This window comes from Alicyclobacillus sp. ALC3 (genome assembly GCF_028751195.1).
Lineage (GTDB): Bacteria > Bacillota > Bacilli > Alicyclobacillales > Alicyclobacillaceae > Alicyclobacillus_L.
Window position 1 is genome coordinate 368,501 of the sequence record NZ_CP066784.1, and the last position, 16,575, is coordinate 385,075.

The 16,575-nt window shown below is 56.6% G+C and carries 14 protein-coding genes; 1 reads left to right on the forward strand and 13 read right to left on the reverse strand.

Annotated features, from left to right (window positions below):
* The first annotated feature begins 556 nt into the window (after positions 1 to 556).
* Positions 557 to 1,822: an acetyl-CoA hydrolase/transferase family protein gene (locus JC200_RS01730; RefSeq protein ID WP_274436445.1), complete on the forward strand. Its 1,266-nt coding sequence runs from the start codon at positions 557 to 559 to the stop codon at positions 1,820 to 1,822.
* Positions 1,823 to 1,913: 91 nt separating this feature from the next.
* On the opposite strand, the gene JC200_RS01735 is transcribed toward JC200_RS01730, so the two are convergent.
* From JC200_RS01735 to JC200_RS01795, 13 genes are all read right to left on the reverse strand, one after another.
* Positions 1,914 to 2,333, reverse strand: coding sequence for a helix-turn-helix domain-containing protein (locus JC200_RS01735; RefSeq protein ID WP_274434459.1), 420 nt, complete (start codon positions 2,331 to 2,333; stop codon positions 1,914 to 1,916).
* A gap of 37 nt (positions 2,334 to 2,370) precedes the next feature.
* A complete protein-coding gene (locus JC200_RS01740) occupies positions 2,371 to 2,766 on the reverse strand; it encodes a hypothetical protein (protein ID WP_274434460.1) in 396 nt (131 codons plus the stop codon).
* 15 nt (positions 2,767 to 2,781) lie between these two features.
* On the reverse strand, positions 2,782 to 3,063 hold the full coding sequence (locus JC200_RS01745) for a ferredoxin family protein (RefSeq protein WP_274434461.1): 282 nt from the start codon (positions 3,061 to 3,063) through the stop codon (positions 2,782 to 2,784).
* Complete coding sequence (locus JC200_RS01750) at positions 3,060 to 4,364, reverse strand: FAD-dependent oxidoreductase (protein ID WP_274434462.1); 1,305 nt, start codon at positions 4,362 to 4,364, stop codon at positions 3,060 to 3,062. The genes JC200_RS01745 and JC200_RS01750 overlap by 4 nt, the downstream gene beginning before the upstream one ends.
* Complete coding sequence (locus JC200_RS01755) at positions 4,345 to 5,433, reverse strand: electron transfer flavoprotein subunit alpha/FixB family protein (protein ID WP_274434463.1); 1,089 nt, start codon at positions 5,431 to 5,433, stop codon at positions 4,345 to 4,347. The genes JC200_RS01750 and JC200_RS01755 overlap by 20 nt, the downstream gene beginning before the upstream one ends.
* Before the next feature lie 15 nt (positions 5,434 to 5,448).
* Positions 5,449 to 6,282, reverse strand: coding sequence for an electron transfer flavoprotein subunit beta/FixA family protein (locus JC200_RS01760; RefSeq protein ID WP_274434464.1), 834 nt, complete (start codon positions 6,280 to 6,282; stop codon positions 5,449 to 5,451).
* A 74-nt stretch (positions 6,283 to 6,356) separates the two neighbouring features.
* Entirely contained in the window at positions 6,357 to 6,806 is a 450-nt protein-coding gene (locus JC200_RS01765; RefSeq protein ID WP_274434465.1) for a universal stress protein, read from the reverse strand.
* A gap of 172 nt (positions 6,807 to 6,978) precedes the next feature.
* Complete coding sequence (locus tag JC200_RS01770) at positions 6,979 to 9,432, reverse strand: GNAT family N-acetyltransferase (RefSeq protein WP_274434466.1); 2,454 nt, start codon at positions 9,430 to 9,432, stop codon at positions 6,979 to 6,981.
* A gap of 158 nt (positions 9,433 to 9,590) precedes the next feature.
* Positions 9,591 to 10,388: a VIT1/CCC1 transporter family protein gene (locus tag JC200_RS01775; RefSeq protein ID WP_274434467.1), complete on the reverse strand. Its 798-nt coding sequence runs from the start codon at positions 10,386 to 10,388 to the stop codon at positions 9,591 to 9,593.
* A gap of 289 nt (positions 10,389 to 10,677) precedes the next feature.
* Positions 10,678 to 12,153 carry an aminobutyraldehyde dehydrogenase gene (locus tag JC200_RS01780; RefSeq protein WP_274434468.1) on the reverse strand — a complete coding sequence of 492 codons (1,476 nt, stop codon included), beginning with the start codon at positions 12,151 to 12,153 and terminating at the stop codon, positions 10,678 to 10,680.
* A gap of 52 nt (positions 12,154 to 12,205) precedes the next feature.
* Positions 12,206 to 13,558: a transaminase gene (locus JC200_RS01785; RefSeq protein ID WP_274434469.1), complete on the reverse strand. Its 1,353-nt coding sequence runs from the start codon at positions 13,556 to 13,558 to the stop codon at positions 12,206 to 12,208.
* Between the two features lie 68 nt (positions 13,559 to 13,626).
* Positions 13,627 to 15,075 (reverse strand): APC family permease, encoded by a 1,449-nt coding sequence (locus JC200_RS01790; protein ID WP_274434470.1) that lies wholly within the window; start codon positions 15,073 to 15,075, stop codon positions 13,627 to 13,629.
* Positions 15,076 to 15,160: 85 nt separating this feature from the next.
* Positions 15,161 to 16,522 carry a putrescine aminotransferase gene (locus JC200_RS01795; RefSeq protein ID WP_274434471.1) on the reverse strand — a complete coding sequence of 454 codons (1,362 nt, stop codon included), beginning with the start codon at positions 16,520 to 16,522 and terminating at the stop codon, positions 15,161 to 15,163.
* Positions 16,523 to 16,575: the final 53 nt, after the last annotated feature.

Here is a 16,575-nt window from a genome sequence, read left to right on the forward strand (position 1 = left end):
AAAAACCATCCCATCGAGTGATGACTAGACCAACAGTCCCGGAGATAATAAAAGTGTTCCAAGCGGGAACACCGAAATACAAGAAGTGATAACAAGGCATTCGGATAAGGGTAGGATCGTCGGCCTCTCCTCCATAGCTGATGAAAATCAGCTAACACCCAGCAGGCACTGTTTCTGCCGAAGGCACTTTAGACTACCACGTGACTTGCTGGGGAGAATAACCAAACACGTTGCTTCACGTGTCCGAAACTCGCCGTGAAGCAAAGCGGGGAGTACGGTGGATCCGGATCCAGCTCGACAGAGCGCGACAACCAGATATGAAGCGCGGAGAGGCTGACGATCGTATCCTTATCCTATAACGCACTACCCCCCCAAAACCACTCGAATCGAGGATAAAGACCTGGGATGGCGGTCGCCTTTCGGGTCTTTATCCTCGTCTCGGGACAAAATAGCGACTGGCGCCTGCACTAAATGCCAGTCTACCGAAGCACCGCATCTGCATCATTCATAAGCTGCTATCGACCTTGAATTGGCGAAGGAGTGGTTACGGGTGAAAATGGTTCAACTCAGTGAGGCAATGTCACACATTCAGTCCCGCATGCGAATATACACACAAGGGATGGCATCTACTCCTCATTACCTGCTGGCTGGACTCGCCGAGCGAGCAAAGTCTCTCGACGGGGTGACCATGTACCATCTGCACCTAGAAGGCCCAACACCCTGGGTCACATCGGAACTGCGCCCACACATCAAGGACATCTCCTTGTTCGTCGGGAAAAACCTTCGAGATGCGGTGAGAACAGGTCTATCCGACTACGTCCCAATCTTTTTATCAGAAGTTCCGTGGTTTTTACAACAGCCTAAGTTCCGACCCCATGTTGTGTTAATTAACGTCAGCCCTCCCGACCGACATGGATTCGTCAGTCTTGGGCCAACCATTGAGGCAACGTTAGCAGCAGTACATAATGCAGACATCGTCATTGCACAAGTCAACCCATACGTGCCTCGCACTCTTGGGGATGCTCTGCTTTCCGTTCATGACATCACCTACGGTGTCGAGTATGCAGAGTCGCTCAACGCCTCTGAAGTCGGCTCCTCGGATCAAATTTCCAGAGAAATTGGCCGCTATGTAGCCGATCTCATTCCTGACCGTGCGACGCTCCAACTCGGAATCGGTCGTATTCCAGACGCCGTGCTAACTGAACTTACTGACCACAAGGACCTCGGTGTTCACAGTGAGATGATCTCCGACGGTGTTCGCGCACTCACTGAACAAGGTGTCATAACCGGTCGCTACAAGACAACCGACCCTGGCCAAATTGTGGCCACTTTCTGCATGGGCAGCCATGCGCTGTACGAATTCATTAACGATAACCCGGCGGTATCCATCCGTGCGGTGGACTATACGAACAACACCGCCGTAATCCGTCAGAACCCGCGCATGATGTCGGTCAACTCTGCCGTAGAGGTCGACTTGACCGGACAAGTCGTTGCAGAATCTGTTGGCCCGCGCATACTCTCTGGTGTAGGTGGGCAGATGGACTTCGTCCGCGGCGCAAGTCTCTCTGTTGAGGGCAAGTCCATCATTGCCCTCCCCTCCCGCACAAACTCTGGTCGACCCCGCATTGTCGCGAACCTGCAGGAAGGCGCCGGAGTGACGACAACGCGCAATCACGTGCAGTTTGTCGTTACCGAATACGGTGTCGCAGCACTACATGGACAGACACTTCGCGAACGAGCACGTCAACTCATTGCGGTCGCGCATCCGGACGACAGAGCCAGCCTGGAAGAACAGGTCGGCAAACGGCTACCAAGGCTCTGAAAGGCGGGCACCGAGCGTCAATTTTCCGCTTCAAGCAGGCTGCAGCCGACCCCTATGCGGTGTCGGCTGCTTTGACTGTGGTTACACCACACTACAGCACGCTGTGCGGAGGTTGGTCCACAAACGCACCAGACGGACTGCGTACTCTGCTGCGACGAATCGTCCGCAACAGCCCTCTGACACCGCCAGTCTTGTACGACGCCAAGTGGGAGTAATAGGTTCTCCGTGAGACACCCATCTCTCTGCAAGCTTCACTCACGTTGTGGCGGGCCCGCGCCATGTCAAACAACGTGATCCAGGAATTCACCAGTTGCCACGTCTCTTCAGCGTGATGTGCGTGACATGTGATGTACGGTCGAGGGCTATCCATGTCAAGGTCATCAAGCACCTCACAGTAGAAACAGACCTCAACATCTGTTCGGCCGCGGAGGGGGCACTCCACAAACCCCCTGCGTACTCTAAACCGTTGGGGCATCTCCGGGTCGGGTTGCCCTTGCACCGACGTTTGCACCGTGTCCCCCTCCTCTCGACGCTGCCCGGGCGTTCCGTTACAAGTCCTGTGTAACGAATCGCCCATAGGCGGTGTCAAAGCCCGCTTGTCGCAAGGCTAAGGCTAGGTCTTCCATCCGTTTCGCGACACGCCGAACAGCCACCTCGTCGGGCAAATCGCCTGCCACGAACGGTTTCGTTTCGCACACTTCCTTGTACTGGTACAAAACCCGGCGCGTTACGTCTAATCCAGTGACATAGAGAACTAGCGAAGTATAAGTGATGAACGAGAGCGCTGAAGGCTGTTGCACTGAAAACACGTCGAGACGCAGCTGCTTGACTCCAGCTGTCTGTGCGTCTTCTACCAAGTGCGTCAGACTTGGGTAGTCCACCGTCTGAACTCGACAAGCAACGTCACGTCGTGCAAACCGCCGCATCGGCACAACTCTCGGCATCCGCGAGCCGCCTCCTCAGCCAAACTTGTACGTAATCCCGTAACCGCCTGTCGGGTACACCCACTCGATGTTTTCACTCGGGCATGCCAGCCGACAAGTTCCACACTCGATGCAGTTCTCGTAGGCTACATTCAATTGCTTTCGCTCCGGATCCCATAAATACACATCGGCTGGGCAGAAGAAGTTGCAATCTTTGTCGCAGGTCAGACACGCTGACTCGTCGCGGACAGTCAGATGAGACTTCTCTGCTGTCTTGTAGCGAATGCTATAGAGACGTTGCTCGAGTGTCCCGCTCATCCGTTCATCGCCCTCCATCCACGCATGGCGAGCCGCATCAAGTCCGAGCGACCGCCTGTCGCTGCAATCAACGTGCGCATTGCCTCTTTCTGCTTTTCCTTCTTCGTCTTCGCGTCCACGGAAAGCCACTGGTAGCCTGCTTCGTTCACTGCGTCAGGCAGGGTGCGGAACAGCCGCTCCGGGTCTCCCTCTGTCATCAACCCGTGCATTCCGCGATACTTCTTCAAGTCCTTGCGTACGAACGAGTCCTTAATGGATTTGTCATAGTCCTCGAGCATTCCGCAGGAGAAGTCGCCACGCATGTGTGCCTCGATTGCTGTTTCTCCGGCAAGGCGTCCAGAAGTCATGGCCAGGTTCGTACCCTCGCGGTGTACGGCGTTGACCATCTGCGCCGCATCGCCGCAGATCATCCAGCCATCACCGGAAACGCGCGGGAGGGATGTAAAACCACCTTCCGGAATCAGGTGGCCTGAGTACTCAAGCGTCTCACCGCCAGCGATGAGTTTACGGATGTAAGGATGTTGTTTCATCGCATCGAGTACTTCGTAAGGCTTGATGTGACGTTTGCGCAGGTCGTTTACCATAACACCGACACCAAGCGACAAGGTCTCGTTGTTGGTGTAGAGGAATCCGAGTCCTGCCATGTCCATCGTGCCACCGATCAGTTCAATCGTGCACCCTTCTCCGCTCTCAAGGTTAAAGCGGTCTTCAATCTTCTCTTTGGGCAACCGGATAACTTCCTTCACGGCGAGCGACACTTCATCCGGTCGCCACTCACGGTGCGCACCCAACTGTTTGCCAAGCAGCGAGTTCACCCCGTCGGCGAGAATCACTATGTTTGCCAGCAGGTCACCGTCCTCGCGGTCTGTTCGGACGCCGATGACTTGCTCACCCTGTTTCAAAATCTCGGTCACAACCGTCTGGTACACCGGCACAGCGCCCGCGGCTTGCGCCTTGCCCGCAAACCAGGGGTCAAACTTCACGCGCAGACCCGTCCAACAGTTTGGCGGATTCTTGAACCGTTCGTTCCTATGCCCAACGGTCACGACACCGTCGTCAGACAACAGCGCCATCCGCTGTTCAATGACGTTTCTCTCCAGTGGTGCTTCCTTCCAAAACTCAGGGACTAGGTCTTCCACTTGCTGGCGATAAATGACACCGCCAAAAATATTCTTCGCTCCTGGAAACTCGCCACGCTCAATCAGTGCTACTTTCAGTCCTCCGCGCGCCATCGTTAAAGCAGCAGCAGTACCAGCGGGCCCTGCGCCAACTACGATCACATCAAACCGTTCGTCCGCCACTGGCCGTCAACTCCTCTCCTCGTGCAAGCCGCGCCCGAAATGCCTCAGTAAGCGCCGGGATGACGTCGAACAAGTCCCCTACAATCCCGTACTGTGCGACTTGAAAAATTGGGGCCTCAGGATCGCTGTTGATGGCAATGATGGACTCCGAATTCTGCATCCCCACGACGTGCTGAATAGCTCCCGAAATGCCAGCAGCGATATAAAGCTTGGGTCGAACGGTAGATCCCGTTTGTCCCACCTGGTGTGGATGGTCAATCCAACCGGCCTCAACGGCTACGCGCGAAGCTCCGACAACTCCGCCGAGGACGTCTGCAAGCTTTTGTAGCAGTTGAAATCCTTCCGGTCCTCCTACCCCCCGACCGCCTGCAACGATGACGTCCGCAGCTTCCAGGTCAATGCGGTTTGTGTCTTCGACAAATTGCAGGACCTGCGCATTCATCACCTGGTTTTCGAGCGGATAAGGTACGTGAATGATTTCACCAGTCCGTGTTTCATCTTTCGCCAACGCCTTAAACACGCCAGGGCGAGCCGTCGCCATCTGCGGTTTAAATTGCTTGCAGAGAATAGTGGCCATCTGCTTTTCCGAAAACGCGGGACGCGTCGCGTGCAGCAAGCGGTCTTCGTCGACTTCAAGCTGTGTGCAGTCTGCTGTTAGTCCAGTCGGCAAGTGCGTGGCGATGGCACCAGCAAGGTCGCGCCCGGTGTACGTTGCACCAAACAGCACGATCTCGGGTTTGAAATCGTGGATCACTTCCAGACATACGCGACTGTACGGCCGCGTGCGGTACTGTTCAAGTTCCAAGTGGTCACATACGTACACACGGTCTGCCCCGTAATAAATCGCCTGCCGCGCCACATCATCTACGTGGTGGCCGATAGCGAGCGCCAAGAGTTCAGTTCCAAGTTGGTCGGCAAGTCGGCGGCCTTCACCAAGCAACTGCCACGATACGTTTTTGGCGACTCCATCTCGTTGTTCGAGGACTACCAACAACCCTTGATACGCACGCCAGTCGACTTCGCTCTCCGGTTGCAGACCTACCGCCTTCTTCTGCGGTCGTGCCTCCATCTGCATCTACTCCCCTCAAACCTGGTTAAGCGCCTCGAACACGTGGCTTTCATCCAGGCGCTCCAGCAACTTGTCAACGGTCTCCCCGAGCGTCTGCCCCGAAATCATCTCAGTGTTCACCTGACGGGCTTCCGGAACCCAAGATTTACTAACTATCGTCGGCGACCCGCGCAAGCCGATTTTGTTGCGGTCCAGATCAGGGAAATCGGCCGTGGTCCACACAACGGGTTTGTACCGTACGGACCGCAGAACACCTGGCAGGCTGGCTCTTCTGGGCTGATTCAATTCAGCAAGTGCTGTAATCAGGACAGGAAGTTCCGCCTTGACTCGTTGTACGCCGTCTTCCAAGTGGCGACGGACAGTGATCGTCCGCTGTGTGGGGTCAAGCTCCTCAATGTCTTCGACGTACGTCAGCTGTTCACAGTCGAGACGGCACGCGACACCCGGCCCGACCTGCCCCGTGTCTCCGTCAAGTGTCTGTTTGCCACAGAAGACGATGTCGACCGGCCCCCAGGTTTCGGCGCACTTTTCTACCGTCTTCGCCACGACATACGAGGTCGCTAACGTATCCGCCCCTGCAAAGGCTCGGTCAGTGACCAAGACACCTTCGTCCGCCCCCATCGCGATGCACTCTTTGAGTGCCTGCTCTGCTGTCGGCGGCCCCATCGTGATAACCGTCACGCGACCGCCGAATTGTTCTTTCAGTTGGATCGCGGCTTCGACACCCCGAGTGTCAAAATAATTGACAATCGCGGGAACGCCTAGGCGAATCATGGTATTCGTCTTCGGGTCAATGCGGATCTCGCGACTGTCTGGTACCTGCTTAATGCAAGCGACAAAGTGCAGCATGGTTCATCCTCCAGTCTCCCTCATTTGCCAGAAGCGCTGAGATGACAGTGCTTCTGGGCCAGTGTGCGCCAAACTCAGGATGCACTGGCGTCGTTGTTGCGCTGGCCGCGCACCACGAGCACCGGAACCGTTGCGTGCCGCACCACGGCTTGACTGACACTGCCAAGCAACGCTCTTTGTACCGAACCTTTGCCGTGGCTGCCAACAACGATCAGGTCGACTTGCTCTTTGTCGGCCAGGTCGCAGATTACATTTGCTGGCACTCCACGTGATGTGAAGAAGCGAACTCGTGGGTCATCAGCAAACACTTGCACGAAAGACTCGCGGGCTTCTTCTACGGCTTCTCTTTCGTGTCGTTCGATGTCCGGTAGAATTGTGCCAGTGTCAAACGAGTACGCCATCGGCGCTATGACATACACCACCAACAGCTGCGCCTCAGGGAACGCCGTCAAGAATGAGCGAACTTGGCGGCCTGCTTCGACCGAGGAGTTGGATCCGTCAGTGGCTAGCAAGATTTTCTTCATTTCATCTCGCTCCTTTACAATCAAAGTGAGGGTACAGGCACCTGCGATCAACGGCACCCTGTACCCTCAATCTACAAATTTTCCGCCATGGACAACAGAACCACCTGGATGATTTGTAGTGACCGACTGGACTAGTACGAACGGACGACAGCGTGTGTGGGATACAATTCAACTAGACACTTGAACGCACGACCCAGTCACCACGCAAACGACAGTGTCCATGGAGTACAAAGGGCGCTCCCTGCGCCGAAACCACGACGTGACCAAGCGTCACTTGTTCTATCCCAAGCCCTTCGTCCATCAAGCGAGACACGCGCAGCAGCAACGCGCGCAACGCCAACCGTTGCTGCTCGGAGAGTGGGTGGCCTGAGGTGAGTACGCCGCCCGCTGTCCATTGCTCTTCGAGTCCACTGACCACGGTCTTTGCATCAAGATCTGTCAGGGGTAAGATTCGCAAGATGTCAGCACCGGACGGAGGCGGTTCAATTCGACAACCTACGCGGAGCACAGGTCCAAACCACGCGTCCTCCATACATTCAACCCAAAGTTGCAGCTGAGAAACTTGGGGTATCGACCCGCTGACCACAGGTGAGACCTGAATTCCAGCTGCACTGAGCAACGGCTGAATCTCTGCTGAATTCATCTCCCGGCGACCAGAGTTCGCGAACCGGCGAACCAAAGCTTGCAGAGTATCGCGGTCGTATCCATCTAAATCCGGCAGATGACCTCTGGGGCACCGCAGGTAATCATGGTAGTCCGTGGCTCGAGCCAGTGCGCGGATGGCCTGCTCCGGAAAAGGGTAGACAGGAATCCGGTCGCCATCCGCGTAGACGTAGCGAACCTCCATCTCGTCCGTCATGACAATGGCTACAATCGGTTTCGGCAGAGTTGAGCTGTTGCGGGATGGGGCCCTTTCCTGCATCCGATGCGACTGATGATAGCTGCGAACGGCAGCACTCACGTGCTCGAGCACATTCGCCTCATCGGCAAATCCCACGCAGACAAATATCACGAGCACAGCGTCGATATTCGGGTTGTTCAAATACGCCGTAACCGCCGCCTCATATCCAGCACCAGACTCCTTGAACCCTAGGTCTGTTGGCCGGACAGCAAGTTCAAGACCGTGCGTGCGCAGTGCATCTGCGGCCAGAACTGCTCCACCCGCGGTGTTGCTGACGATGCCAATGCGCCGGCCTTCCGGAAGCGGTGACATTGACAATAGGGCGGCTGTTTCGAGCAATTCTTGAACACTGTCCAACTGGAGAATGCCGGTCTGCTCAAACAGCGCGCGCACCAGTCGGTCGCTCACGGCCAGCGTTGGCTGTCGCGACTCTGACACGAGTGCCCCAGTGCTGGAGCGAGCGCCCTTGACGACAAGAATGGGCTTTTCTCTCGTGACCCTGCGAGCAATGCGAGCGAACTTGCGAGGGTTTCCGAATGACTCCAAGTGCAACGCGATGATACGCGTGCTCGGGTCATCCTCCCACACCTGCAGCAAATCGTTGCCCGAGATGTCCGCCTTGTTCCCCATGCTGACAAAGCTGGAAACGCCAATACCAATGCGACTCGCGTACCTCATCATGGCCAAACCAAGCGATCCAGACTGACTCGCAATGGCGAGGTCACCCTGTTCCGGAAGAGACTCGGCAAAACTCAGGTTTGCACGAATTTCCGACGCCGTATTGAGAAGCCCAAGTGAGTTCGGCCCGAGCAACCGAATCCCGGCAGCCCGCAGTTTTTGGACAATTTTACGTTCTATGTCTTCCCCTGTCTGTCCGTGCTCTGCAAAACCAGGTGACGCGATGACGACTCCACGGACGTGTGCGACAGAGCACTCATCGACCAAGTGCAAGATGCGCTCAGGCGTTCCAACGAGTACAGCAAGGTCGACGGGTTCAGACAGTGCGGCGAGCGTCGCTGTCGCATCCCCTTTACAGCTCTCACTACGGGCGGAAAAGACTCGTCCTGTGTACCAACTCGACCGCAGGTGTGCGAGCAAAGTATCGCGGAGATTTCTAGCGCCAGGGTCGGCAGCCACTACAGCCACAGTGCGTGGTTGCAGAAACGGCAGCAGAGATGTCACCGTGGCAAGCTTTTCACGAGCCGCCTGCATCGCTTGCTGACGTTCGGTTTGTGTGAGCGGCAGGACGAACTCTACCTCCGTCCCATGCCGAGCAGTCGCAAATTCATACCCGCTAGTCGCGAACATGCGGATCATCTTCTGGTTGTCACTGAGAACTCTTGCGACGAACTGCCGATACCCATGTCGATAGGCGTGTTCAGCCAAGTGCTCCAGCAACAAGGTTCCGACTCCTCGTCCTTGCAACGTATCCTCGACAAGCATTGACACTTCAGCGGCAGATGGGCTTTCGGCAGTGTAAGACCCGACCGCGATGGCGCGGTCTGCCGATAGACAGACGATGCCTAGGCGTTGTAGCCCATTTCCCTCGGTCAGTTGCTGCAGGAACTCATCTGGAACATCTCTGGTGGCGTGAAAGAACCGATAGTACATGCTCTGTGCTGACACGCGGTGAAACAAGTCCTTCAAAAGCCGTCTGTCTTCATCAGTGTCGCAGAGCGTCCGGAATTCACATACACGCCCGTCGCGCAGTATGACTCTCGACACGTACGCCACCCCTTTACTGCCGCTACTCGTTCCAGAGCCAAAGCTGCGCGTTCGACCGAAATTGATTCACTCAAACCTTACGGATTGCTCTGCCAGCCAACCAGATGCAGGCGATGCATTTCTCCGGCAAGAAAAGACTACGCGGGCAACCAATAGAACTAGGCGATCCACCTCGCCGCCGCGTAGGCTACTGCGGCGGCAACTCCTCCGACCACCGTGGTCTGAAGCGCACTACGAAAGGCGTTAGTGCCGAGAAACTTACCTTTGCCGAAGCCGAAAATGAACAAAGCGATGAGCGTCACAAAGACGGAGATGAGCAAAGCCGTCTTCGGGTCGGGAAGAAACATGTAGGGCAACAGCGGCACCAGTCCACCCACCGCGTACGAGGCGCCAATCGTCACGGAACTGTTGCGAGCGCGTTCTGGGCGAGGCATTTCCAGCCCCAGGTCGTGCTTCATCATGAAGTCCAACCACTGCTCTCGGTCATCCGAAATTGACTCTACCGCAGCTTCCACCTGTTCATGTGGGAGCCCCCAACCAGCCAACAATGTTGCTAACTTCCGGCGCTCTTCGTCCGCCGCGTACATTACCTGTTGTTCCTTGCGTATCCGCTGGGCAACGAAGTACTCATGGTCAGACTTGACGGCGAGGTATCCGCCAAGCCCCATGGCAATGCAACCGGCGGCAATTTCCGCCAGGCCGGCTGTAATGATGAGCGCAGTGGTGGACAGCGTGCCAGCGAGGCCAGCCGCCAGCGCGAACGGCACAGTGAGTCCGTCCGCCATGCCGATGACAACATCCCGAATCCATTCTTTACGATGATTGTGCGGCGATTCAGGTTGACTCGGTCTGGACACCTGTTCGTTCGCCGTCGGCGTCTTTGACACTTCTCTAGTGGCTGTAGTGGTGTATGGAATCGAGTAAGTTGGTGGCGCGTCGATGATACTGTGACTCATTAGCCCCACTCCCGTTCTGACGAACACTCTCCTTTCACTCTAACGTCCACATGGTCGCAGAGCACAGATACAGATCATCCATTTCTAAGTCCAACCGTACTAGTGCAAAATAACTACGCAGCTTCTCTATGTGTTCTAATCTGACGTGATAATCTGTGTCCCCAAACGCAAAGGCGGGCCAACCGGCCCGCCCGCTCATTACCTATGTGTCAATCGATCGGCCATTACTTTCAGCCATTACTTTCAGCCATTACTTTCAGCCATTACTTTCAGCCATTACTTTCAGCCATTACTTAATGAAGTGCCAGTCCTTCACGACTTTGCCAGTGACGTCAGCCATGACATGCTTGATTTGCGTAAAGTCCTCGAGCGCGTACGCCGACATGTCTTTGCCAAAGCCACTCTGTTTGTATCCACCGTGCGGCATTTCCGAGACAATCGTAATGTGGTCGTTAATCCACACTGTGCCCGCCTCGATCTGCCCGGAGACGCGGTTAGCCTTGAAGACATCGCGCGTCCAGACCGATGACGCCAGTCCATACACGACGTCGTTGGCGAGCGCAACGGCCTCGTCCTCGGTATCGAAAGGCAGTACAACCAGGACCGGTCCGAACACTTCTTGTTGCACGATTTCCGAATCCTGTGCGACACCTGCAATCAGTGTCGGCAAGTAGTAGGCTCCCCCTGCGAGCTCAGGGTCAGCCGGTGCGGAGCCACCGACCAGCACTGTTGCGCCTGCCTGCCGCGCGCGCTCGACAAAACCGGCAACGCGATCCCGGTGCTCGACCGATATGAGGCTGCCCATCTCTGTGTCGCGGTCCATCGGCAATCCGACCTTCACTCGTGCGGTACGCGTTGTCATGCGGTCGAGAAATTCCTCGTAGACTGCCCGCTCAACGTACACGCGCGTAGCAGCAGTGCAGTCCTGGCCTGAGTTGACAAACGCGCCGACCGCGGCACCTTGCACTGCGGCGTCCATGTCTGCGTCAGCGAACACCACGAACGGCGCCTTGCCGCCGAGCTCGAGGTGCAGTTTCTTCACAGTGCCTGCAGCCTGTGCCATGATGCGCTTACCTGTAGCGGTGTCGCCAGTGAGCGAGATCATCCGGACATCTGGGTGGTTCACCAGTGCCTCGCCGACCACACGCCCCGGGCCGGTGACGACGTTGAGAACCCCTGCAGGGATACCTGCCTCAGCCGCGGCGCGGGCCATCTCAATCGTCGTCAGCGGTGTCAGACTGGCCGGTTTCATGACAACCGTGTTCCCGGCCGCCAACGACGGGCCAAGCTTCCAGGCCGCCATGTTCAGCGGGTAGTTCCACGGCGAAATGAGCCCGACAACGCCCATCGGTTCGCGCCGGATGGAACTCAGGTGGCCAGGCGTGTACTCCGCGCTGGCGAGGCCGGGGACCACGCGCGCGGCACCTGCGAAAAAGCGAATGTTGTCAATCGAAAACGGCACGTCCATCGACTCTGTCATGACAATTGGTTTGCCAGTTTGGGCCGTCTCCAGTTCCGCAATCTCCGCCGCTCTCGCTGCCATGATGTCTGCCCACTTGAGCAGGAGTTCAGCGCGCCCCACCGGCCCTAGCGCGTGCCAAGCTGGGTACGCCTGCTTCGCTGCTGCGACCGCTGCGTTCAGTTCTGCCTCCCCACACTCTGCGACTTCAGCGATGACTTCACCCGTAGCTGGGTTAATGACAGCAAAGTGTTTAGCTGTGTCGACAAACTCACCGTTGATGTAACTCGCGTAGGTCTTTGTCATGTCGCACCCTCCCATTCGTGATGTGACTGTAACGTGTGAAACGGACCCGCCTTCAACCGAGCAGTTCTTCCACCGCTTCGGTAAACACGGCCGTGTGTCGCGCCACATCCTGTGCGGTGGTTGCCGGAGACATCAGGGCCATGTTGTGGAACGGTGTCATGAGAACACCGCGATTAAGCATGTACAGGTGCATAAACAGATCAAGGTCGTGGTCCCAGGCAGCGGCAGCAGCCGTACCGTTTGTCGGACGATGTGGTTGGAACAAGTACTCCACCCTGCCCCCTAGTCGGGTCGCGTGCCAGGGCAGACCGGCTTGCTTGATAACTCCTTCAACGTCATCGGCAAACCGTTGGCCAAGCGCAGTCATGTGTTCAAACGCCGCCTCAGTCAACACATGTTCTAGTGTCGCCCGCGCAGCCGCTACAGACAGTACGTTGCCCGCGAGAGTACCGCCGAGTCCACTCGTGTCAGAGGTTTCGACCTCTAGTTTCTCGCTCAGTCGAGCAGCCACTTCAAGCGACATGCCATACGCGGCCGCCGGGACGCCTCCCGCGATTGGCTTGCCAATCGTGAGCAAATCCGGCTCCAGACCGTAAGCCTTGGTGTACCCACCCGGCCCAGTGCAAATCGTATGCGTCTCGTCAAGGATGAGCAGAGTGCCGGTCTCTCTGGTTAAGCGCCGCAACACATCGTGGAATCCCTGGTCTGGATGGATGATGCCAATATTCGTCATGACTGGTTCAGCGAGGACGCACGCTACGTCGCCAGACTGGAGTGCATCCGTAAGGGCTGATACGTCGTTGAACTCGACAACACGGGTAGTCTCAGCAGGAGGTACGGGGTAGCCAAGGTTGCCGATGCGCGGCAGGACGTCCCCGCCTTGCAAAGTGGCGAAGCTCTCGTCCACCGTACCGTGGTAACACCAGTTGAAGACAAGTACACGCGTTCGACCTGTGACGGCGCGGGCAACTCGAATGGCGAACCGGTTCGCGTCGGTTGCAGTCAGCGCCAACTGCCAAGCTGCAAGGCCGAAACGGCGCTTTAACTCGTTTCCTAGCCAAATGACATCACGGGACGGAAGCATGGCCGTGCTGCCTCGGCGAACCTGACGCGCAACTGCGTCTGCCACTGCTGCTGGGGCATGGCCAGTCATCGCCCCGGTGTCTCCGAGGCAGAAATCGACGTACTCATTACCATCCACGTCCACCACACGCGCGCCGACAGCTTCCTCCAAAAACACTGGGAATCCACCCGCGAAGCGCATCATCCACAGCATTGGGACGCCAGCGTACAGTGAACCATGCGCCTGTTCAAATAGTTCTTGTGACTTCGGGTGCTGGCTCTTGAACCACTTTTGCTCGCGTGCCGTCAGGCTAGCCAATCTCGAACGGTCGACCACCACCACTTTGTCCTCCTCCTGTTCGAAAGATGTCAGTGCTCCGCTGCCACGAAGCACTGACATGACGTTCACAGTTATCCGAGCGGTGTCAAATCAATCGGGGGAACACCCACGTCTACAGCATGGTCCTGGCCAAACACTTCTCGTTTGTGGCTGTAAAAGGCGGGATGGTGTTTCACGCGCATCCACACCAGCGGCACGATGCCGACCAGGATGAGCCCAATACCAATGCTGTTTGTGACAATGCCGAGGGACGGGACGTCAAACGCGCCAACAACGATTAAGAATATTGCAGCAACAGCAGGCCACAAGAACAACAAGAAGAAGTTCGCAACACTCTTAAACAACACGCGGCGGTAGTACACAATCACCGAAATGGCCGCTAGGGCATAGTAGAACACGACCTGCAGGCCAATCGCATTGATGGCGTCTGTCAACACGGTGCTGACAGAGGACAAGAAGTTCGAGAGTACAAACAGCAGCATCGCAAACACGCCAACCACCACACTCGCAGCAACGGGTGTCTTAAAACGTGCATGGGTCTTGCCGAATATCCTGGCAATGACGCCGTCGCGCCCCATCGAGAAGAGCGTGCGCGTCACTTGAATCAAGGTGGTTTCAAGCGTGGCAATCGTCGAAAGTGCGACTGCTAGGGCCATGATGCTCCCAAGGCCCTTGCCGAACAACTTGACGCCCATCACCTGGAGAATGTTGGCTCCTGCAGTGTTAATCTCCTTCAGGCTCAAGCCCATTTGCGCTGAGACCGTGAACAGTTCAAACATCAAGAAGACGAAGATAATGCCAATCAGAGCACCGAAGCCAGGTGTGGACTTCGCGTTCTTAGTCTCTTCGTTGAGATTCGCTGAGACGTCCCAGCCCCAGTAGTAGAAAGTAGCGATGAGAGCGCCACCGACAAAAACCGAGCTGCTCTTGAACGCTGTAGGAGAGAACCACGACCAACTAAACGCGTTTGCAGGGTGCGCACCAAACTTCACCATGGCAGTGATGCCGCAAATCACCAGCAGGATGATCTCGATCGTGGACATGACCCACTGCACCTGAGCCGTGATGCGGACGCCGATGGTGACGACGATTGCGATGAGGATAAACCACATGGCACCAACAATTGTCACCCAGAGCAGACTGTTCTGTAATTTCGGCGCCAAAATGGCCAAGGTGACTTGTCCTGCCGGGAACGAGCCGGAGACCATGAAGATTGTCGCAGAAACGATCAGTGCCCACCCAGCCAAAAATCCGAGGTTTGCGTTCAGCGACTTGCCGACCCACGCGTATGACGCGCCAGCATCCACATTCCAGCGATTGAGGTACAAGAACGAAATTACGACGCCCAGCATAGGAATGCCGCACCACAGCAACGATGCAGGCGCCTCCACGCCAACTGCTGCAATCAACACAGCTGTAGTGGCCGAGATCGAGTACGCCGGGGCTGAGCCGGCAATCGACATGACCGCTGAGTCAAACAGACCCAGGGTGTTACTGGACAGCCCTTCATGGTCCGCCAATATCAACGCCCCCTTGAAATCCAGTTCCCGCTGACATGCGGGTCTCGCAATGTGTTGCTGTGCGTCTATGGGGCTGAGGATCGCATCAGCGAACCCCAGCTGCCACCTTCGACTCTTCTGCAATGCTCTCTTCAAGCGCGGTCAATACAGTGTCGATCTGCTCGTAGGAGATGACTGCCGGCGGCTCAATGCGAATGACTTTCGCATTATTCAGTGTGCCTCCAACCAGTACCTGTCTGGAGAACAAGCGTCTTGCCACCGCGTAGCCGCGGCTGTTGTCGACAAACTCCATACCGATCAGGAGGCCGAGACCGCGCACCTGTGCGAGTACGTCTGGGTACCGCTCCTGCAGGCGTTGCAGGTTCGTCAAAAAGTACTGCCCTTTGTCACGCGCCTGACCAGGAATGTCCTCTTCGAGCGTGGTGTTAATGGCTGCGATGGCCCCTGCAGAGCACAGCGGGTTGCCTCCGAACGTCGAAGACCCCAGTAGGAACGGGTTCTCCTCCATCTTGCCCCACCACTTTGGCTGCGCGACCATCGCGCCGATCGGCACCACTCCGCCGCCAAAGGCTTTCGCGAGAGTCATGATGTCAGGTACGACGCCCGTGTGTTCGGCACCGAACATGCGACCCGTGCGCCCCATCCCCGTCTGCACTTCATCGAGAATTAGCAGGCATTCATAGGTGTCGCAGATTTGGCGCAGGCGCGGCAGATAATCTGTGGGCGGAATATTGACGCCGCCTTCGCCTTGGATGGGCTCGACGATCACGCCTGCCACCGTTCCACCCGTAGCGAGAATCGAACGGATCTGCTGTTCGACCGCATCGGCATCGCCGTATGGTACGTGGTGAAAACCCGGGACGAGCGGCAGGTATGGTTCGCGGAACAAAGCCTTGCCGGTCGCCGACAAGGACCCAAAAGTCTTGCCGTGGAAGCCGCCGATCGTTGCGATAAAGTCTGTCTTGCCAGTGGCGAGTCGCGCTAGCTTGAGCGCCATCTCGTTCGCTTCCGTGCCACAATTGACCAAATACGAGTGGCGAAGCTCACCCGGTGTAATCATCGCGACGAGCTTGGAGAGATACCCGCGCAGCGGATCAATCAGTTCCTGGCTGTGCAGTGCATAGCGCTGGAGTTGGCTCTGAACCGCTGCCACGACTTTGGGGTGCCGATGCCCGAGCATGTAGACGCCAAATCCCCCAAGACAGTCAATGTACTCTTTGCCGTTGGTGTCGCGAAACACAGCCCCTTCGTCTTCCCACTCTGCGACGGAAAAATCTGTTGAACTTGACTTACGGTGCTCAAGAATCGCCTTCGTCACGTACATTGGAAAGTTCTCGAGTGAATCTTCAACAATGCGGTTGCGCTCATCCTGTGTCAGGTTCTTGTTGTGAATCATACCAAGGACTCTCCCCGACTCTTGAAGCACTTCGTCCTTGCTTGCTTGCATACTAGCCCCTCCCTTAAGGTGCATGACGGTGAATGGAATCGTCCGTTGCTGTA